An 18,419-nucleotide genomic window follows, 5' to 3' on the forward strand; every position below is an offset into this window, starting at 1 on the left:
GACCAGGCGTCCCGCGCGCTCCCACGGGTGACATCTTTCGAGGAGCGTCTCCATGAGCGAGAAACAACCCCCTGTCCTGCGCGAGTCGGCCACCTTCGACCGCCTGACCATCCAGGAAATCCAGCGTGCCGCCGAAACCGGCATCTACGACATTCGCGGCGGCGGCACCAAGCGCAAGCTGCCGCACTTCGACGACCTGCTACTGCTTGGCGCCAGCATGTCGCGCTATCCGCTGGAAGGCTACCGCGAGAAGTGCGGCACCGATGTCATCCTCGGCAACCGCTTCGCCAAGAAGCCGCTGCACCTAAAGATCCCCGTAACCATCGCCGGCATGAGCTTTGGCGCGCTGTCGGCCAACGCCAAGGAAGCCCTCGGCCGTGGCGCCAGCATCGCCGGCACCAGCACCACTACCGGCGACGGCGGCATGACCCCGGAAGAGCGCGGCCAGTCGCAGCACCTGGTGTATCAGTACCTGCCGTCGCGATACGGCATGAACCCGGACGATCTGCGCAAGGCCGACGCCATCGAAATCGTGCTGGGGCAGGGCGCCAAGCCGGGCGGCGGCGGCATGCTGCTGGGCATGAAGGTCACCGAGCGCGTCGCGGGCATGCGCACGCTGCCCATCGGTGTGGACCAGCGTTCGGCGTGCCGTCACCCGGACTGGACCGGCCCGGACGACCTGGCGATCAAGATCGCCGAGCTGCGCGAGATCACCGACTGGGAAAAACCCATCTACGTGAAGGTCGGCGCCAGCCGGCCGTACTACGACGTGAAACTGGCGGTGAAAGCCGGTGCCGACGTGATCGTGCTGGACGGCATGCAGGGCGGCACCGCCGCGACTCAGGAAGTGTTCATCGAACACGTCGGCATCCCGATTCTGCCGGCCATCCCGCAGGCCGTGCAGGCGCTGCAGGAAATGGGCATGCACCGCAAGGTGCAACTGATCGTCTCCGGTGGCATCCGCAACGGCGCCGACGTGGCCAAGGCCATGGCCCTGGGCGCCGATGCCGTTGCCATCGGCACTGCCGCGTTGATCGCCCTGGGCGACAACCATCCGCGCCTGGACGAGGAACTGAAGAAGATCGGTTCGGCCGCCGGCTACTACGACGATTGGCAGAATGGTCGCGATCCGGCGGGCATTACCACCCAGGACCCGGAGCTGTCCAAGCGCCTCGATCCGGTCGAAGGCGGCCGGCGCCTGGCGAACTACCTGCGTGTGCTGGTGCTGGAAGCCCAGACCATGGCCCGCGCCTGCGGCAAGTCGCACCTGCACAACCTCGACCCCGAGGATCTGGTCGCGCTGACCGTCGAGTCCGCCGCCATGGCACGCGTACCCTTGGCCGGCACCAGCTGGGTGCCTGGACAGGGTTACTGACCTCACCCATCAGCCGGCTTTTCCCAAGCGGAAAAGCCGGCTTTTGTGCATCTGAAAGGCGTCAAATGACTGCATCCTGGGCCTGGGCGATCCTGCTCACCGCCGGCATCTGCGAAGTGATGTACGCCTCTGCCATTCCCCGTACGCAGGGCTTCACGCGGCTTTGGCCGAGCCTCTACTGCCTCTTCTTCATCGCACTGAGCATGTACCTGCTGACCCTGTCGGCCCGCTACCTGCCGATGGGCACTGCCTATGCGGTATGGGTCGGCATCGGGGCGGTCGGTACGGCTATCTATGGGATTCTCTTTCTTCACGAACCGGCCACGCTGGCGCGGCTGGTGTGCCTGATGCTGATCATCTGCGGGGTGGTCGGCCTGAAGCTGTTCAGTCCGGTGAGCTAGGGCTGTCGACGCCGCGCCGGAGCTTGTTTGGCGCGAGGTAGGGCATGAGAGGCGAAGTCTGGCGGGCAGATGCGCCATCGAGTGACGCCGTGCGTCGAAGCAGCCCGGCCTTGCGGAGTGCGCGGGAAATCTCGCCATGCATCGTTGGAAGAGGGGAAGGGGTGCCGGTCCCTGCGTCTTTCGTTTCGCGGATCGCCGGGTGAGTGCTCGCGGCAAGGCGGGTCGCGCTGAAACCTCGGCAGATCCTGGGCGCGAGGGCAGGGCCAGGGGGGCTGCCCGAGCGAGGTGCCAGTGCACCCCGTCCAGGCAAAGGGGATATCAGCCGGCCCCGGGTGGGGCCGGCTGCCGTCGTCAGACGGCGCTGTCGTCCAGCTCGCCGGTTCTGATCCGCACGACCCTTTCGAGGTCCTGGATGAACACCTTGCCATCGCCGATCTTGCCGGTACGGGTGGCTTTCAGGATGGCCTCCACGGCCGCCGGGGAGAAGTTGTCCGCCACCACCAGCTCCAGTTTGACCTTGGGCAGCATCTGCACCTCGTACTCGGCGCCCCGGTAGACTTCCGTGTGGCCTTTCTGGCGGCCGTAGCCCCTGACTTCGGTGATCGTGACGCCATTGACGCCCACCTCGGTGAGCGCCTCACGCACGCCGTCGAGTAGAAACGGTTTGATGATCGCGGTGATCAGTTTCATCGCCTTAGCCCTTAGTTCGAGTACTTGTAGCCCACTTCGCCGTGGGAGGAGAGGTCGAGGCCGTCGAGCTCGGTTTCTTCATCCACACGCAGACCGCGGCACAGCAGGCCGGCGACCTTGTAGGCGATCAGGCTGGTGATGGCCGAGAAGGTGATGCTGAACAGGATGGCGCCACCGTTGACCAGCAACTGGCTGAACAGGTCGCGGCCTTCGGCGAAGCCCTGGCCACCGATGGCGGTGTGCGCGAGCACGGGCGTCAGCAGGCCGCCGAGGATGCCGGCCACGCCATGCACGCCGAACACGTCGAAGGAGTCATCCAGGCCGATCATCGGTTTGAGTTTTTCCACCGACCAGACACACACCGGGCCGGCGATGAGGCCGAGCAGGATGGCGCCCATGGGCCCGACGAAACCGCAGGCCGGGGTGATGGCCACCAAGCCGGCGATGGCCCCGGACAGCGCGCCGAACATGCTCGGACGGCCACGGTGCTGCCATTCGACGACCATCCAGCCCAATGCGCCGGCACAGCTGGCGAGCATGGTGTTGACCATTATCAGCATCGCGTAGCCGTTGGCCGCCAGCGCGCAGCCACCGCAGAAACCCAGCCAGCCGACCCACAGCAGCGAGCCGCCGGTGAGCGTCATGGTCATGTTGTGCGGCGCCAGCGACGGCGTGCCGAAGCCATGGCGGCGCCCCAGCAACCAGGCGCCCACCAGCGCGGCGATACCGACGTTCAGGTGCACCACGTTGCCACCCGCGAAGTCCTGTACCCCTAGGTTGAACACCCAACCGCCGCCCCAGGCCATATGCGCCATGGGGATGTAGTTGATGGTCAGCCACACGGCCATGAACACCATCACCGCCGAGAACTTCATGCGCTCGGCGAAGCCGCCGACGATGATCGCCGGAGTGATGGCGGCGAACAGCAGCATGAACAGGAAGTACAGGTACTCCGGAATGGTGCCGACTATCGAGTCCTTGGTGATGCCAAGCATGAACAGCTTGTCCACGCCGCCGATCATCGCCTGCAGCGGGCCGCCGTCGGTGAAGGTCAGGCTGTAGCCGTAGATCGCGAACAGCACCGACATCAGCGAGGCGGTGCAGAACACCTGCATGAGGATCGACAGCACGTTCTTGGTCCGTGCCATGCCGCCGTAGAAGAGCGCGAGCCCCGGCAGCGTCATCAGCAACACGACCAGCGAGCAGAGCGCCACGAAGGCCGTATCGCCACTGTCGATCGTCGGTACCGCCTCGTCGGCGAGGGCGACGGTACTGCCAAGAACCAGGGGAAGAACGAACATACTGCGGCCAATCTGTGCAAACCGAACCATTGCCTGCTGCCTCCAACCGACGGGAAAGTTATCCGGCCGCTGTCGGCGGCGCACCGGATTTTTCTGCCCCTGGAACCATCAGGCGAGCGCGCTGATTTTATTCCTGTGGGGCAATTAAATTCCCTTTCAGTAAAGCAATTGGCCTGCCAAAAGTGCCGTCCTCCGGTTGTTTTTCCGCTAACCCCTTGAGCTGAAACAACTTGTTACGAGGGGCCGGGAATGCCGCCGAGCGGGGCGCGAATGCAATGCATTGTCATGGTGCGCGAGGCGCTGTTCTGCTGCCTGATGGGTATCGCGGAGGGGCGTGGAGCGGGGGGATGACCGGCAGCGATCGCTGCCGGTCGAGGGGGTCACTTCAGCTTGTCGAGGTCTTCGTCCGGCAGCGCGTAGCTGTGGTTCTCGTGAATGACGGTGGCGATCAATGCGTAGAGGCTGGTGGCCGCCACCAGAAAGCTGATGACGGCCAGGATGGCGGGCTTGTCGGCGAAGGTGAATACGGCGCTGGCACCTTCGTAGGTGGTGATGCTCATGGCACTACTCCTTTGGGTGAGTCCTTAGGTGAGCCGGCCGCGTTCGCGGCCGGCCGGGGGTCATTGGGCTATGGCGGTGCCCGGTGCGGCGCTGCCACCCACCGTGCTGCTCTGGCCGTACATGCTGCTCCACTCCGGGTAGGCCTGAGCCGGTACTTCGGTGAGGTCCAGGCCGCGCTCTTCGGCATGCGCCGGAACCCGCAGGATGCCGGCCTTTTTCAAGGCATAGGAGATGCCGTAGCCGGGGAAGAAGCCCAGCGCCGCCATGACCAGCGCGCCGCCGAGTTGGCCGAAGAAACTGACCTCCGCCATGCCGTTCACGTTGGGGTAACCGGCCAGGAAGATGCCGCTGATCACCAGCCCGGCGAAACCGCCGAAGCCGTGCACGGCGAAGGCGCCGACCGCATCGTCCAGCTTGAGCTTGAGCAGCAGGTTGTTGACCAGCGGTGCCAGGGCCGAAACGCCCATGCCGATCAGGTAGGCCAGCCCGGGATGGTAGAGGTCCAGGCCAGGCGCCACCGAGATGATGCCGACCAGGCCACCCGACATCATCCAGTAGGGTTCACGGGTGGTCAGGTAGGCGCCGATCAGGCCGCCGGCGAAGCCCATCAGGGTGTTGAAGGAAAACGCCGAGAGGTTGGTCGGCTGGCCATAGATGTTGATCCACTGCGCACCCGAGTTGTAGATGATGCAGCCGCCGAGGAAGCCGAAGAAGCCGACGATGATCAGCATCAGGCCGACCACGCTCATCGGCATGCTGTGGCCGACGATGGCGTTGGCGCTGCCGTCCGGGTTGAAGCGGCCGATGCGCGCGCCGAGGTTGATCAGCACGCCGAGGGCGAAGAAGCCGGCGATCATGTGCACCACGCCCGCGGCGCCGACGTCATGGTAGCCCCATTTCACGGTCAGCCAGCCTTCCGGGTGCCAGCCCCAGGCCGCCGCCAGCAGCCAGAGAAAGCCGCCGAGGACGATGGTCATGATGATGAAGGCGCTCATCCGCGCCCGTTCGATGATCGCGCCGGAGAGAATCGAGCCGGTGGTGGCGGCGAACAGCGCGAACGCGCCCCAGAAGATGCCGGTGGCATTGTCCTGGATGTTCGGGCCCATGGACTGGCTCCACGGCATGCCGGCCATCAGCGCGTCCATGCGCGGCACCAGACCGTCGGGGAAGGCGTTGTAAACGGCCCAGCCGAGGAGGAACACGCTGGGGACGATGAAGCCGAACGCGAGGATGTTCTTCACGCCCGCCGCCAGGGCGTTTTTCAGGCGCGAGGCGCCAATCTCGTAGGACAGAAAACCTGCGTGGATGCAGATCATCAACGCGGTACACCACCAATAGAACATTTCCATGTTCAGGGTGTTGGTCATTTCGATCAGGGCCTGCAGCTCCTCGAGCGTCGGCGGGGTCTTCTTGTCTTCCATTACTGAATCCTCGAAAGCGGTTTATTGGACTAAGTGGTGCGAAGGCAGGTTGAACCGAAATTTTTTATTTTTGATAAACAAAGTTTCTCTTTGAGAAAGCAATGTGTGTGCCAGCGGGAGGGAGATCGACGACGAGGCGAGCGGAGCCGTTGGCTATTTTTCACGCAGGTTTTCCGTTCACGTTTTCAACGGCGTACCTGCCGCCGGTTCGCCGGCGCGCTCCTTCTGCAACATGCCCTGGATCTGCTGCACCGACTCCTGGGTGCGCCGCGCCAGGTTGCGCACTTCATCGGCGACCACGGCGAAGCCGCGGCCCTGATCGCCCGCCCGGGCCGCTTCGATGGCGGCATTGAGCGCCAGCAGGTTGGTCTGTTCGGCGATGCTGCGGATCACCCCGGCGACCTGGGCGATCTGCGCGTAGGTGGCCTGGATGTTGGCCTGCTCTCGCTGGTGCAGCGTGGCGGCGGTCTTCTCGTCCGTGATCTCGCGTACCGCTCCGGTGACGTAGACCAGCCGACCCTGGGCATCGCGCAGGCAGCGGCCACGTTCGCGGAACCACACCTCGCCGCGCACCTTGTGGCGCATGCGGTACTCGACGGCGTAGAAGCCGTCGCCGCCGGTGTCGACCATCGATGCGTTGAACACCTGCATGACCTGTTTCAGGTCATCGGGGTTGACCACCTTGAAGTAGCTGTCCCAACCGTCCGGAAATTCCTGGGCGCTGTAGCCGATCAGTTCGCGGAACTGCTCGGACCAGCGGATCAGGTTCTGCGGGTGATCGGGGTCGCCCGCCACCACGTTCATCGCCCAGCAGCCTTCGGTGAGCGTGCGCTTGGTCAGCTCCCACACCTGGCGCTCTTCTTCCCAGTGGGCACGCTCGGCGTCCAGCGCGTGCAGGCACCGCTGGCTGTCCTCGCGTTCCTGGAGCAGCTCGCCAATCTGCTTCCGTGCCTCCTTGAGATCGGCCTCGAGTGCCACGTATTCGTCGGCACTGCAGGGGGGCGCTGGCTGGCGTTCGGCCTGCTGGCGAGCGTGCTGCAGCGCGTCCCACTCGTGCTGCAGCCGCTGCAGGCTGCTGGACAGCGCGGTGTGCTGTTGCAGCGGCGCGGGCGCGGAGACGGGCTGGCCGTCGCACAGGCGGTTGAGCCACTGACTGAGTTCGCTGGCCAGGTTTCGGGATGCATTGCGGAACCACATCGGCCCATCCTCCGTGAGATTGAATGGCCATCCCCAAGCAATTCTCCGTCCACACCCGGTGCGTTCAGGCGCGCACCCGGCTCTTGTCCGGGTCGTAGGCGACGGTGCTGGCGCTGACCTGCGCGCGAATGCGCTTCTGCTGGCTATCGAGCTTGCCGATCTCGACCACGGTGCCGGGCTCGCAGTAGCCGACATCCAACCGGCACAGGGCAATGTTGCGGCCCAGCACGGGCGAGCGTGTGGCACTGGTGATCACGCCGATCTGCGCGCGGCCGTCGTGTACGCAGTCGCCATGGGCGGCGGTTTCGTTGCCTTCCAGGTGCAGGCCGACCAGCCTGTGGCGAGGTGCGGCATTGCGCCGCGATAGGGCGTCGCGGCCGATGAAGTCCGCGGCCTTGCTCTTGAGTGGCACACAGAAGCCGATGCCGGCCTCGAACGGGTCCGTCTGGTCGTCGAATTCGTAGCCGGCGAAGATCAGCCCGGCTTCGATACGCAGCATGTCCAGCGCCTCCAGGCCCAACGGCACCAGGCCCATGGGTTCGCCGAGCTGCCACAGGCGTTGCCAGACCTGCAGCGCATCCTGCGGATGGCACCAGATTTCGTAGCCCAGCTCGCCGGTGTAGCCGGTGCGCGAGACCATCACGGGCGGGCCGTTGTAATCGTCCAGGCGGCCGACCAGAAAGCGGAACCAGCCCAGTTCTTCCAGCTTGGGTTGAGTGCCGGGCGTCCAGATCATCTGCGCGAGCAACTGGCGGCTCAGCGGGCCCTGCACCGCGACGTTGTGGATCTGCTCGGAGGCGCTCTTTATCCACACCTTCATGCCCAGTTTCTCGGCCTGCTCGCGCAGCCAGACGCCGGCGTAGTCCTCGCCGCCGATCCAGCGGAACGCATCGGCGCCCAGGCGCAGCAGGGTGCCGTCGTCGAGCATGCCGCCATGCTCATAGCACATCGCCGAATAGACCACCTGGCCCACCGCGAGCTTGCGTACATCGCGGGTCAGACAGTAGTCGAGCAGCGCTTCGGCGTCGGGGCCGAGCACCTCGAATTTGCGCAGCGCGGAGAGGTCCATCACCGCCACGCGCTCCCGGCAGCCGTGGTATTCCTCGGTGGCGCCATAGCCGTCGAAACGGGTCGGTGTCCAGAAACCGCGGTAGTCGACGAACTGCCGGGTGAGGGCCGAAGTGCCGGCGTGAAAGCCGCTTTCGCGGGTCAGTACCGGGTCGGCATCTGCTGTTTTTCGAGTGGCCATGGCGAGACTGAAACGCTCCTTCTCGGAATACACGCGGATATGGATATCGGTGGGCTGCCAGCCGTTGGCCGGGTCGATGTCGTCCGGGCAGGAACTGCTGGCGCAGAGCAGGTCGGTCATCGCCTTGAGCAGCACGTAATCGCCGGGACGCGACCAGGGTTCGTCCAGCGTCAGATGCTGGTGGGCGTCGATGCCGGTGTTGTAGAAAAAATTGATCGCCGGCCAGCCGGCACGCGGGCTCACGCCGTGCGCGGTCATGGCGCGGCTGATGTTGTCGCTGCAGTTGGCGTGGCCGAAGTAGCCATGGGCCTCGTAGTAACGCGCGGCGCAGGCCAAGGCGAAGGTGTCGTGGCGGCCGACGGTGTCGCGCACCACTTCGAGCATCGGCTGCATGTCGCGGTCGTAGAAGCGGCTGAACAGGCCGGGGCCCGGGTAGGCGCTGCCATTCAGGGTGCGGGTGACGGTGGGGTCGAGGTCGATCTCGCGCCCGGTGTCGAGGCCGCGGCGGTTGAAGGCGACGAAATCCGAACACTGGCGCCCGGCGACGTCGATCACCTGAATGAACTGCCCGGCGGCGACGACGTAGTCGCGGGCAGTGCCGGGGTGGATGGTGAACTCGTCGATCACCTCGCCCAGTGGCGCCGGCAGTGGCGGCAGCCAGAGCCCTGACGGATTGGCGCGGTGGATCAGCAGACGCAGCTCGCTGGCGCGCTGCTGGCTGTCCACGGCCACACGCCCGCCCGGCGCGGCGACGATCACGCAGAGTGCCGCGCTGGCCTGCAATTCACGGCTGAAGCCCGCCGGTGTTGCCGCGGGCCACAACCGGGCGGCGGCCGGCAGGTGGCGGCAGTCCACGCCACGCCGGGCCAAGCCGCTGCTGACGTGGCGCGATTCGCGGCTGCCGTCGTGCAACAGGCGGGCGATGGTATCGGCACCGCTGCTGCCCTGCAGACCCAGGGCCGAAAGCGCTTCGCGGCCGTCCTCGGCGAAGGCCAGCAGTTCGGCAGGCTGGTCGCCTTCGATGTCGATCACCTGCAGGCGATCACCGGCCTGCAGCGCGACCACCGTCAGCCCGCCCGGCGCCACGCGGTGGCGCTCCAGGTCGGCGGCACGGGCGAACAGGGCCGGCTCCAGCGGGCGGCTTGTCACGGGCAGATTCATGGCGGGCCTCAGCTGACGGACTTTAGGCAGTCGGTGGGGGCATCGGCCAGATAGGCCGTCAGCGAGTCATCGAGCGCTTCCAGCCAGGGGGTGTGATGGGGCGTGGCGAGGGTGCCGGTGATCAGCGAGCGATAGCACTTGTCGCGGTAGCCCATGATGCTTTCGTACTTGTCCTCCTTCCATTGCAGGAAGGTGGCGTTGACCTCGGCGATGTCGAAGCTCGGGTAGTCGGTGGCGGCGATCAGCTGGCGGATGTACTCGCCCTGGAACTCGAACATCTGCTGCGCGGTTTCCAGCGTTTCTTCTTCCTGGCGCCAGGCCAGGTTTTCGGCGTGCATGTGCTCGGCGTCGGGCAGGGCGATGCGCCCCAGGATCACGTCGCGGGCATACCAGGCCTGGGCGTCGAACATGTTGAAGCTGTACCACTGGTCCTGCATGCCCAGGTAGATCAGCTTCGGGTTCGGCTCCCAGAACACGCCCTTGTAGAGGTTCAGCGGCCACAGGCGGTTGCCGGTCTTCAGGCGCAGCGATTCGGGCAGGAACGGGAAGTGGTGCTTGTAGCCGGTGCACAGGATGATCGCGTCGATGTGCTTGCTGCTGCCGTCGGCGAAGAAGGCGGTACTGCCCTGCACGTGGGTGAGCAACGGACGTTCTTCCCAGTTGGCCGGCCATTTGTAGCCCATCGGCGCGCTGCGGTAGCAACTGGTGATCGAGCGGGCGCCGTACTTGTAGCACTGCGAGCCGATGTCTTCCGCCGAGTAGCTGGCGCCGACGATGAGCACGTCCTTGCCCTTGAATTCCAGCGCGTCGCGAAAATCGTGGGCGTGCAGCACGCGCCCGGCGAAACGCTCGAAGCCCGGAAAGCTCGGCACGTTGGGCGTGGAAAAGTGGCCGCTGGCGACCACCACGTAGTCGAAGGTTTCGCTATAGGTGCGGTCGTTCAGATGGTCGTGCGCGGTGACCGTGAACAGCTGGCTGTCGGCATCGAAGCTGACGTTGCGCACGGCGGTGTCGAAGCGGATGTAAGGCCGCACGCCGGCTTTCTCGACGCGGCCCTTGATGTAGTCCCAGAGCACTTCGCGCGGCGGGTAGGAACCCATGGGCCGGCCGAAGTGTTCGTCGAAGCTGTAGTCGGCGAACTCCAGGCATTCCTTCGGCCCGTTCGACCAGAGATAGCGGTACATGCTGCCGTGCACCGGCTCGCCATGCTCGTCGAGGCCGGTGCGCCAGGTGTAGTTCCACATGCCGCCCCAGTCGGCCTGTTTCTCGAAGCAGACCAGTTCGGGAATCTCCGCCCCGGCGGCCTGGGCCGACTGGAAGGCTCGCAGTTGCGCCAGGCCGCAGGGGCCGGCGCCGATGATGGCGACGCGTTGGTTCATGTTCGGTTCTCCGATTGGCGGTGATGACGCCGCGTACCCACGCAGCGCCCGGGAGCGCTCAAGGCCTTCAGCCCTTGGCGGTACGTTTCTTCTTCTCGGGGTCGTCGAAGGGCAGGCTATGGGCGATGGCGCCGACCTGCAGGCTGCCGCGTACCTCCAGGGGGACACCCTGCTCGGCGATGTGGGGTTCGACGCGGGCGATGGCCATGGAGCGTCCGCTCAGGCGCGAGTACATGGCGCAGGTGATCAGGCCCACCTGGCGGCCGTCGTGCCAGAGCGTGTCGCCCCCTTCGGCGGCTTTCTCGCCCTCGAGCAGCACGCCAAAGATCTTGAAGCGCTCCTTGCCCTCGCGCCGGAAGTGCTCGCCGGCGCCGCGGAATTCGCGCTTGCCCGGCGATACGGTGAAGTCCAGGCCCAACTCCCACAGGGTGTCGCCCGCCTTCTGGTCGGCGAAGGGGTACATCTGCGAGTTGTCGTAGGGGAAGAACAGCAGGTAGCTCTCCACGCGCAGCCAGTCGAGGGCGGTGAAGGCGCAGGGGATGATGCCGTGGCCCTGGCCCTTTTCCAGGATGCCGTCCCAGATCAGCGGCGCATCGGCGGCCTTGCAGAAGATCTCGTAGCCACGCTCGCCGGTGTAGCCGGTGCGCGAGATCATCACCGGGCGGTCGAACAGTTTGGTCTGCAGGTGATGGAGGTAGGGCAGCTCGCGAATGCCGGGTACGTGCTCGGCAAGAAAGTCCACGGCGGCCGGGCCTTGCAGGGACAGGTCGTGCAGATCGTCGTCGAACAGCACCGCCACCTGGCGGCCCTGCGCCGAGCGGATCAGCATCTCGTAGCCGGTGCCGGCGCCGTGCACTACCATGAAGGCGTTGGGGCCGGTGCGATAGACGATGCAGTCGTCGATGAAGGTGCCGTCCTCGTCGAGCATGCAGGCGTACACCGACTTGCCCGGATAGAGCTTGGCCATGTCGCGGGTGGTGGCGTAGTCGAGCAGGCTTTCGGCGTGGGGACCGACGTAGTGCACCTTCTTCAGACCCGAGACGTCCATCAGCCCGGCTCGGGTGCGGATCGCCTCGTGGTGGTCGGCCAGATCGCTGGCGTAGGTCCAGGCGGTGCCCATGCCATTCCAGTCTTCCAGGTTCGAACCAAGCGCCAGGTGGCGTTCGCGGAGCGCACTGATGCGCCATGAATTGGCCATGGGAAAATTCCTCGTATGCAGGGGGGTGAGCGTCAGGCTTCGGGGTCGAACTGGCGCAGCCAGTCCACCAGTGTCTGGCGGTAGCGGGTCATGCCCTTGTAGTCGGCGATGGCGTCCGGCAGGTCGCGCAGCACGCGGTGCAGGCGGCGCCCCCAGGCCGGGTTGCTGACCAGTTCTTCCATGCTGATCAGGTAGGTGCGGATGCTGAACAGCACGGCGTTGGAGCGTGGCAGGCGGGCCATGTGCTGCAACTCCACGCGCAGGTGCACGAGGCGACCGACGTTGTCCGGGGTGACCGAGCCGCGGTCGCTGCCCCATTCGTGGAAGGTTTCCGGTGAGGTGTCCAGGCGCGGGTTGATGGTCAGCGTCCAGTTCAGCCGGCGTACCGGGTGGCCGACCTGGATGTTCAGCAGAAACTTCAGCGCGCGTTCGAAGATGCCCATCTGGTTGGCCATCGGCACGGGCGAGTGCCATTGCTTGAAGCTCATGCCGGCATCGAAACGCAGCGACCAGTCCGCCGGGCAGGTGACCATGCCGGCGTCCATGAACAGGTCGCCGTCGCGCTGGTCGAGCAGGGCGAAATCGCCCTGCATCTGCCGGGTGATGTACTCCAGCGGCTCGCAGGGCAGGCTGTCGGCATCGCCGAAGGTGAACGACTGATCGATGCCCATGGCCAGGTTCTGCCAGCGCCACGCGGTGCCGTTGCGTTCCAGCTGGAAGTGCTGCGGATAGTCGCCTGCCAGCTGCTCCATGAGCATCTCCAGCAGGTCCCAGGCGGCCTGGGCCATGTGCGGCATCACCAGGCAGCGCTCGGGGTCGCGCTCCAGCACGCGGGCACGCTCGGCCATCTCCGACAGGTAATGCTCGTCGACGTCGAAGCTGTGCTCGAACACCGAGCCCGGATCGCGCGACACCGCCGGCTCGATGTTCACCGAGTACATGTAGGCGTCTTCCGGGAACGGAAACGGAAACCGGGCGATGGCGGCCGGGCTGTTACGGAAGCTGAAGTCGTCCCGGTAGGTTTCTGCCGGTTTGAAGGTCAGGGTCATGGCACGTCTCCGGTATCAGATATCGAGCAGGATCGGGCTGCCGCAGCCACGCGAGACGCAGGGCATCAGGCTGCTGGCGCGTTCCTCGTGGGCGAGAAACAGGTCGCGGTGTTCCACGTCGCCTTTCAGGTAGGGCGTGCGGCACTGGCCGCACACCCCGCCGCGGCACAGGTTGGGCAGCTCCACGCCGGCGCTTTCCAGGGCTTCGAGCAGGCTTTGCTCGGCGCCGACGGCCACCTGCCGGCCACTGCGGGCCAGCTCGACGACGAAGGGCACGCCCGGCTCCGGCGCGGCGAAGGCTTCCCAGTGCACCCGCGCCGCGGGCCAGCCGAGCGCCAGGCTCTGCTCGCGCAGGGCATCGAGGAGCGATTGCGGGCCACAGGCGTAGACGTGGGTGCCAAGCGGGCGATGGCCCAGCAACTGACCGAGGTCGAGGCGCCGGGCGCTGCTTTCGTAGAGGTGCAGGTGCTCGCCGAGCTGCTCGCGCAGCACCTCGACATAGGCATCGCTCAGCCCGGCGCGGTAGGCGTAATGCAGCTCGAACGCGGCGCCGCGGCGCAGCAGCTCGGTGCAATAGGCGAGGAACGGGGTGATGCCGATACCGGCGGCGATCAGCACGTGCAGGCGCGCCGTGCTGTGCAGCGGAAAGAGATTGGCCGGCGGCGAGATTTTCAGTTGATCGCCGGTCTGCAGCTGTTCGTGCACATAGCGCGAGCCGCCGCGGGACTGGGCCTGCTGGCGCACGGCGATGCGGTAGTGGCTGGTGTCGCCCGGGTCGCTGAGCAGCGAGTAGGCGTTGCGCTTGCCGTTGGGCAGGTGCAGTTGCACATGGCTACCCGCGGAAAAGGCCGGCAGCGTGCCGTTCACGGGCATCAGCGAGACCTCGCGAATGACCGGGGTGATCAGCCGCGTTTCGCCGACCCGCACGTCGAGGGCGCTCATGGCCGGGCCTGCGCATAGGGCTGGTCGGCGTCCGCGCAGACGCCAAGGTAGGCGCCCAGCCGCTCGGAAAAATGCCGGCGCACTTCCAGCATGACCCCACAGTGGCTGCAGGGTTGCAGGTCAGCGCAGGTGCCTGGCTGGAGGTTGGCGCAGTGCACGCAGAACAGCATGCGCCGCCCGCTTTCGCTGCACTGCAGGGTGATCTCGTCGGCCAGCAGGCCGGCAGCCCGGGCCACCCCGCGCAGCGACCAGATGAAGGCTTCATCACCGTGCAGCTCAAGGTGCACGCCGACCTTGGCTTCGCTCAACAGCGTGGCGAGCGCCTCGCCCAGCGCGGCTTCGTCGGCGTACTCCGGCAGCGCCAGGTGGCGGAGTTCCGTATCGGCGCGGGCAAGCAATTGCGCATGGCGTTGCTGCCCGGCGTCCTGGGTGACCAGTACCTGAACGATCACCCGTTGGGCGGGATTTCCGCTGGGGTATCGCGGCACGCTGAAAGGGTGCAGTTCGGTTGTGCGATTCATGGCGATCCTTGTGCAGACTTGCCCTGGATTGAAGCGATCAGGTCATGTGTTGGTGCATGACTGGTGTTTCTCTGTAGGCAAAATAGTTTCCTGTCACGCCTATGCGCACAATCTGCCCAAGGGGATATGCCAAAAGGGGTAGTGCCTGCCGGGAGGCATGGAAGTTGCTGTCCGTATTCGTCCCACACCGCACAAGACGGCGAGGAGAACATGCGTGCAGCCAGTTTTGCCCCAGCCCCCGCAGCCGTGTCAGATGCGCTGACCGATCGTGAGGAGCAGACCCTGCAGTTGATCGCCGCAGGCAACAGCAACAAGCAGATCGCCCGCGAACTGGGCATCAGCGATGGCACGGTGAAAATCTATGTGCGTAGCCTGCTGCGCAAGTTTCACCTGCACTCGCGGCTGCAGCTGGCCAGCTGGGTGCACCGCCACAAGGGCGTGGCCTCGACCGTCAGCAAGCCGGCTGTCGGGCCGGCGAGCGTCGCCGGCCTGATCAACGACCTGCCGGTGCTGATCTATCGCGGCGACAACGCCCGCACCTGGTACATGGATTACGTCAGCGAAGGCTGCCTGCAACTGACCGGCTACTCCGCCGAATACCTGACCCGCGACCCCGCGCACAGCTTCGGCTCGCTGATCCTCGCCGAGTACGCCGACTACGTCTGGTACTGCGTGCAATGCGCCCTGCTCAAGCACGAGCCGTTTCAACTGCGCTATCGCATCTGCTGCGCCGATGGGCGCGTCAAGGAAGTCTGCGAGACGGGCATTGGTGTGTACTCGTCCAGCGGTGAAGTGCTGGGCGTGGAGGGCGCGATCTTCGAGGTGGCGGGTTAAGGCCCTTTGTCCCGATTCTTTCCCTCCAGGCCCATGTCCCCGGACGCCAAACAATCCGCCACATCCGATAGCAGCCCTGGTCCGGCCGGGTGCCAGCCCAGGCGCTCGCGGGTTTTCTGGCTGGAGGCGGACATGTCCTTTCCCACGAAGGCGCTTAGCCAGCCGAAATGTGCCGCGGCCTCGTCGCGGGGCAGCGCGCGGGTGGGCACGCCGAGGCAGTCGCCGATGGTCTGGGCGATGTCGCGGAAGCGGATGGCCGACTCCGCGGTGGCGTGGTAGCGGGCGCCGGGCTGGTGTTTTTCCAGGGCCAGGCGGTAGAGGCGGGCGGTATCGCTCAGGGGTGCGGCGGACCAGTGATTGAGGCTTTCGTCGAGGTAGGCGGATACGCCTTTCTCCCGCGCCAGATCGGTGACGTAACTCACCAGGCCCTGCCGCACCGGGTCGTGTATCTGCGACAGGCGCATCACCACGACGTTAATGCCGCGCTGGCTCAGGGCGTGCCCGGCCTGTTCCGACGCGACCCGGGGATTGGGGTGATGGAGGTCCGCGTGGTCCTCGTCCGCGCTCTGCCCCGGGGTCGAGGAGCCCATGGCGGTGCTCGAGGTGATCAGCAGCGGGCGCTGCGAACCTTCCAGCACGGCGCCCAGGGCGGCTATCACGCGGGCGTCCTGTTCGCAGTTGGCGACGAAACGGGCGAAGTCGTGATCGAAGGCGGTGTGGATGACCGCATCGCAAGCGTCGGCGCCGCGCCGCAGGCGGGCGAGGTCGTCGAGATCGCCGCGGTGTACCTCGGCGCCGAGTTTCTGCAGGACGCGAGCGCCGGCATCCGAGCGCGTCAGTCCGAGGACCTGATGGCCGGCGGCGAGCAATTCGCGGGTGACCTGGGTGCCGATGAAGCCTGTGGAACCGGTTACGAATACGCGCATGGTGCAATTCTCTCTTTGCGGGAGCGAGCAGCCTGCGCGTAGTGTTTACCCGGTAAAAGACGTGACGTTATCAGGGTATGAAGACTAACAGGGTGGCTATGGGCGAGTCGTCGGTTCAGCGTCTGGGGGCTTATCTGAAGGACTGTCGGGCGCGGCTGGACCCGGCGAACTTCGGCTATTCCAGCGCGCGTCGTCGCACGCCGGGGCTGCGTCGCGAAGAGGTGGCGCAGCGGGCCAGCATCAGCCCGACCTGGTACACCTGGCTCGAGCAGGGCCGTGGCGGTGCGCCGTCGGCCGAGGTGCTGAACCGGATCGCCGCCAGCCTGCTGATGACCGAGCCGGAGCGCGAACACCTGTTCCTGCTCGCGTTCGGCCATCCGCCGGAAGTCGTCTATCGCGTCCCCGAGGGCGTGACGCCGCGCTTGCAGCGGCTGCTGGATACGTTCGAGTACAGCCCCGCGATCATCAGGACCGCCGTCTGGGATGTGCTGGCCTGGAACCGCGCCGCGGCGGCGGTGTTCACCGATTACGGCCGGCTGCCGACGGGGCAGCGGAACATCCTGCGCCTGATGTTCTGCAACCCGGCCGCGCGCGCCCGGCAGGACGACTGGACCGGCATGGCGCGCTTCCTCGTGGGTACGTTTCGCGCCGATGCCTTGCGTGCCGGGGCCACGTCGCAGGTCGGCCAACTGGTGGATGAGCTGTGCTCGCAGAGCCCCGAGTTCGCCGCATTGTGGCGTGACAACGATGTGCGCATCCATGGCGAGGGCACCAAGCGCCTGCACCACGGCAGCCAGGGGCTGATCGAGCTGGAGTACTCCGGTTTCGCCGTGGATGGCCGCCCCGATCTCGGCATGATCGTCTACAACCCGGCGACGCCCGCCGACGTCGAGCGCGTTCGGGCGCTGCTGAAGGACTTTCAGCCGGCGCCGGTTGCCGACGTCGCGTCTTCGACGACCGGCGCCTAGCGGGTTTCCGCGCTAACGAAAGCCCCTCCCGGTCAAAACCGGGAAAGCCTGCGTCAGGAGAACAGCACCGACACGCCCGGACGTTCGCGGTTGGCGAGTTCCTGGCGGATGTGGTCGATGAGTTTTCGTGCGGTCGAGGTGATGCCCCGGTGCGGCGGGGTGAGGGCGTAGAGCGTGGCGGAGGGCAGGCCTTCGTCCTGGCACGCCAGTTTCAGCGCGCCGCTTTCCAGCGACGGCAGGCAGGCGCACAGCGGCAGGCAGGCCAACCCGAGGCCCGCGCCGGCGCCCTGCAACAGGGCCTGGGTGTTGTCGGCGCTGAGCGCCGGGTTGCGGATTTGGCGGGCGCCGCTACGCAGTTGCCAGGTCAGCCCGGTGGGCGAGGCGAGGGTGAGCAGATGCTCGTCCTCAACGTCGGCGAGCGAGCGCGGCTGGCCGAGTGCGTCGAGCAGTGCCGGGCTGCCGGCCACCACCCGTTTCAGCAGCGCCAGCGGGCGTGCCACCACGGCGGCGCTGTCCTTGGGGACGTCGTTGAGGCTCAGCGAAAGATCGAGGCGCTGGCTGACCAGATCGGCGGGGTTGTCCTGCAGGGTCAAGGCGAACTGCACCGCCGGATGCGTATTGCGGAAGGTCGCGAGCAGCTCCAGGGTCCAGTCGGAAAGGATGCTGGGAACGCCGATGCGCACCAGCCCGCCGGGTGTGCCGGTGGCGTTCAGCGCGCATTCCCGGGCGGCTTCGGCGGCGGCCAGCATGTCCAGGGCATGTCGATAGACCTGCTCGCCCACGGTGCTCATGGCGAACAGCCGCGTGCTGCGGTTGAGCAACTGCACGCCGAGTTGCCGTTCCAGCTGGGCCACGCGCCGGCTCAGGCTGGATTTCGCGACACCGGTCCGCTCGGCCGCGCCGGAGAAGCTGCCGGCCTCGACCACCTGCAGGTACCAGTAGAGATCGGCGAACAGGCTGGCGGTCAGGGCGGGCGTCGGTAACTGCGATTGGGACGCTCTGTTGCTCCCAGCGGAACGCTTGGTCATTTTTCCTCCACTGCCAGTGCGCTATCTTACGTCCCTCTTTTCTCCCGGACTTTTGCCGCAGCGGATTTTGCCTTTGCCGGCGCGGTTCGGAAGACAGGAAAAAGTCGGTGGCGGACGAGTGGTCGCCCGCAATGTAGTCGGCATGCGCACTGCGACGTTTCGAGTTCCGGGCCCCCGTAGCGGGCGCACGGCTTGCTCGGCAACAGCGTGGCAGGGTA

Annotated in this window: 16 protein-coding genes and 1 pseudogene; 4 read left to right on the forward strand and 13 right to left on the reverse strand. The window is 66.2% G+C overall.

From position 1 onward, the window contains the following. The first annotated feature begins 52 nt into the window (after window positions 1-52). The gene (locus B3E91_RS18865; protein WP_287030969.1) at window positions 53-1,375 is read left to right on the forward strand and encodes an FMN-binding glutamate synthase family protein; all 1,323 of its coding nucleotides are present in this window, start codon (window positions 53-55) and stop codon (window positions 1,373-1,375) included. A gap of 65 nt (window positions 1,376-1,440) precedes the next feature. Beyond that, window positions 1,441-1,776 (forward strand): DMT family transporter, encoded by a 336-nt coding sequence (locus tag B3E91_RS18870; RefSeq protein ID WP_090227985.1) that lies wholly within the window; start codon window positions 1,441-1,443, stop codon window positions 1,774-1,776. Window positions 1,777-2,127: 351 nt separating this feature from the next. Here the strand turns inward: B3E91_RS18870 and B3E91_RS18875 are convergent, their stop codons facing one another. From B3E91_RS18875 to B3E91_RS18925, 11 genes and pseudogenes are all read right to left on the reverse strand, one after another. Next, the gene (locus tag B3E91_RS18875; protein WP_287030970.1) at window positions 2,128-2,466 is read right to left on the reverse strand and encodes a P-II family nitrogen regulator; all 339 of its coding nucleotides are present in this window, start codon (window positions 2,464-2,466) and stop codon (window positions 2,128-2,130) included. A gap of 11 nt (window positions 2,467-2,477) precedes the next feature. After that, entirely contained in the window at window positions 2,478-3,797 is a 1,320-nt protein-coding gene (locus tag B3E91_RS18880) for an ammonium transporter (RefSeq protein WP_287030971.1), read from the reverse strand. Between the two features lie 350 nt (window positions 3,798-4,147). After that, window positions 4,148-4,327, reverse strand: coding sequence for a hypothetical protein (locus tag B3E91_RS18885; protein ID WP_287030972.1), 180 nt, complete (start codon window positions 4,325-4,327; stop codon window positions 4,148-4,150). 60 nt (window positions 4,328-4,387) lie between these two features. After that, window positions 4,388-5,749 (reverse strand): ammonium transporter, encoded by a 1,362-nt coding sequence (locus tag B3E91_RS18890; RefSeq protein ID WP_287030973.1) that lies wholly within the window; start codon window positions 5,747-5,749, stop codon window positions 4,388-4,390. Window positions 5,750-6,000: 251 nt separating this feature from the next. After that, a pseudogene (locus B3E91_RS18895) lies at window positions 6,001-6,946 on the reverse strand (methyl-accepting chemotaxis protein); the annotation flags it as partial. Between the two features lie 64 nt (window positions 6,947-7,010). Further along, on the reverse strand, window positions 7,011-9,356 hold the full coding sequence (locus B3E91_RS18900) for a DUF1989 domain-containing protein (protein WP_287030975.1): 2,346 nt from the start codon (window positions 9,354-9,356) through the stop codon (window positions 7,011-7,013). Window positions 9,357-9,364: 8 nt separating this feature from the next. Next, complete coding sequence (locus B3E91_RS18905) at window positions 9,365-10,735, reverse strand: flavin-containing monooxygenase (RefSeq protein WP_287030976.1); 1,371 nt, start codon at window positions 10,733-10,735, stop codon at window positions 9,365-9,367. A 67-nt stretch (window positions 10,736-10,802) separates the two neighbouring features. Next, on the reverse strand, window positions 10,803-11,933 hold the full coding sequence (locus B3E91_RS18910) for an aminomethyltransferase family protein (protein ID WP_287030977.1): 1,131 nt from the start codon (window positions 11,931-11,933) through the stop codon (window positions 10,803-10,805). Between the two features lie 32 nt (window positions 11,934-11,965). Beyond that, on the reverse strand, window positions 11,966-12,982 hold the full coding sequence (locus B3E91_RS18915; RefSeq protein WP_287030978.1) for a heme-dependent oxidative N-demethylase family protein: 1,017 nt from the start codon (window positions 12,980-12,982) through the stop codon (window positions 11,966-11,968). A 15-nt stretch (window positions 12,983-12,997) separates the two neighbouring features. Further along, window positions 12,998-13,924 carry a PDR/VanB family oxidoreductase gene (locus tag B3E91_RS18920; RefSeq protein ID WP_287030979.1) on the reverse strand — a complete coding sequence of 309 codons (927 nt, stop codon included), beginning with the start codon at window positions 13,922-13,924 and terminating at the stop codon, window positions 12,998-13,000. Continuing rightward, window positions 13,921-14,445 carry a dimethylamine monooxygenase subunit DmmA family protein gene (locus B3E91_RS18925; protein WP_287030980.1) on the reverse strand — a complete coding sequence of 175 codons (525 nt, stop codon included), beginning with the start codon at window positions 14,443-14,445 and terminating at the stop codon, window positions 13,921-13,923. The genes B3E91_RS18920 and B3E91_RS18925 overlap by 4 nt, the downstream gene beginning before the upstream one ends. A 210-nt stretch (window positions 14,446-14,655) precedes the next feature. Here B3E91_RS18925 and B3E91_RS18930 point away from each other — a divergent pair, with 210 nt between their 5' ends. Beyond that, window positions 14,656-15,279: a LuxR C-terminal-related transcriptional regulator gene (locus B3E91_RS18930; RefSeq protein WP_414708302.1), complete on the forward strand. Its 624-nt coding sequence runs from the start codon at window positions 14,656-14,658 to the stop codon at window positions 15,277-15,279. Here B3E91_RS18930 and B3E91_RS18935 read toward each other — a convergent pair. Continuing rightward, window positions 15,276-16,205 (reverse strand): SDR family oxidoreductase, encoded by a 930-nt coding sequence (locus B3E91_RS18935; RefSeq protein WP_287030982.1) that lies wholly within the window; start codon window positions 16,203-16,205, stop codon window positions 15,276-15,278. The two genes, B3E91_RS18930 and B3E91_RS18935, sit on opposite strands and share 4 nt — an antisense overlap. Window positions 16,206-16,303: 98 nt before the next feature. On the opposite strand from B3E91_RS18935, the gene B3E91_RS18940 reads away from it, so the two are divergent. Then, the gene (locus tag B3E91_RS18940) at window positions 16,304-17,173 is read left to right on the forward strand and encodes a helix-turn-helix transcriptional regulator (RefSeq protein WP_287030983.1); all 870 of its coding nucleotides are present in this window, start codon (window positions 16,304-16,306) and stop codon (window positions 17,171-17,173) included. A gap of 53 nt (window positions 17,174-17,226) precedes the next feature. On the opposite strand, the gene B3E91_RS18945 is transcribed toward B3E91_RS18940, so the two are convergent. Further along, window positions 17,227-18,201 (reverse strand): LysR family transcriptional regulator, encoded by a 975-nt coding sequence (locus tag B3E91_RS18945; RefSeq protein ID WP_287030984.1) that lies wholly within the window; start codon window positions 18,199-18,201, stop codon window positions 17,227-17,229. Between the last annotated feature and the right edge of the window lie 218 nt (window positions 18,202-18,419).

This window comes from Pseudomonas sp. UBA6310 (genome assembly GCF_002438225.1).
GTDB lineage: Bacteria > Pseudomonadota > Gammaproteobacteria > Pseudomonadales > Pseudomonadaceae > Pseudomonas_O > Pseudomonas_O kuykendallii.

Bases quoted from the DNA above. Each gene is read 5' to 3' on its own strand.
- B3E91_RS18925 (WP_287030980.1), bottom strand. From the start codon at position 14,445: ATGAATCGCACAACCGAACTGCACCCTTTCAGCGTGCCGCGATACCCC.
- B3E91_RS18930 (WP_414708302.1), top strand. From the start codon at position 14,656: ATGCGTGCAGCCAGTTTTGCCCCAGCCCCCGCAGCCGTGTCAGATGCG.
- B3E91_RS18875 (WP_287030970.1), bottom strand. From the start codon at position 2,466: ATGAAACTGATCACCGCGATCATCAAACCGTTTCTACTCGACGGCGTG.
- B3E91_RS18880 (WP_287030971.1), bottom strand. From the start codon at position 3,797: ATGGTTCGGTTTGCACAGATTGGCCGCAGTATGTTCGTTCTTCCCCTG.
- B3E91_RS18870 (WP_090227985.1), top strand. From the start codon at position 1,441: ATGACTGCATCCTGGGCCTGGGCGATCCTGCTCACCGCCGGCATCTGC.
- B3E91_RS18915 (WP_287030978.1), bottom strand. From the start codon at position 12,982: ATGACCCTGACCTTCAAACCGGCAGAAACCTACCGGGACGACTTCAGC.
- B3E91_RS18920 (WP_287030979.1), bottom strand. From the start codon at position 13,924: ATGAGCGCCCTCGACGTGCGGGTCGGCGAAACGCGGCTGATCACCCCG.
- B3E91_RS18885 (WP_287030972.1), bottom strand. From the start codon at position 4,327: ATGAGCATCACCACCTACGAAGGTGCCAGCGCCGTATTCACCTTCGCC.
- B3E91_RS18890 (WP_287030973.1), bottom strand. From the start codon at position 5,749: ATGGAAGACAAGAAGACCCCGCCGACGCTCGAGGAGCTGCAGGCCCTG.
- B3E91_RS18900 (WP_287030975.1), bottom strand. From the start codon at position 9,356: ATGAATCTGCCCGTGACAAGCCGCCCGCTGGAGCCGGCCCTGTTCGCC.
- B3E91_RS18865 (WP_287030969.1), top strand. From the start codon at position 53: ATGAGCGAGAAACAACCCCCTGTCCTGCGCGAGTCGGCCACCTTCGAC.
- B3E91_RS18910 (WP_287030977.1), bottom strand. From the start codon at position 11,933: ATGGCCAATTCATGGCGCATCAGTGCGCTCCGCGAACGCCACCTGGCG.
- B3E91_RS18935 (WP_287030982.1), bottom strand. From the start codon at position 16,205: ATGCGCGTATTCGTAACCGGTTCCACAGGCTTCATCGGCACCCAGGTC.
- B3E91_RS18905 (WP_287030976.1), bottom strand. From the start codon at position 10,735: ATGAACCAACGCGTCGCCATCATCGGCGCCGGCCCCTGCGGCCTGGCG.
- B3E91_RS18940 (WP_287030983.1), top strand. From the start codon at position 16,304: ATGGGCGAGTCGTCGGTTCAGCGTCTGGGGGCTTATCTGAAGGACTGT.
- B3E91_RS18945 (WP_287030984.1), bottom strand. From the start codon at position 18,201: ATGACCAAGCGTTCCGCTGGGAGCAACAGAGCGTCCCAATCGCAGTTA.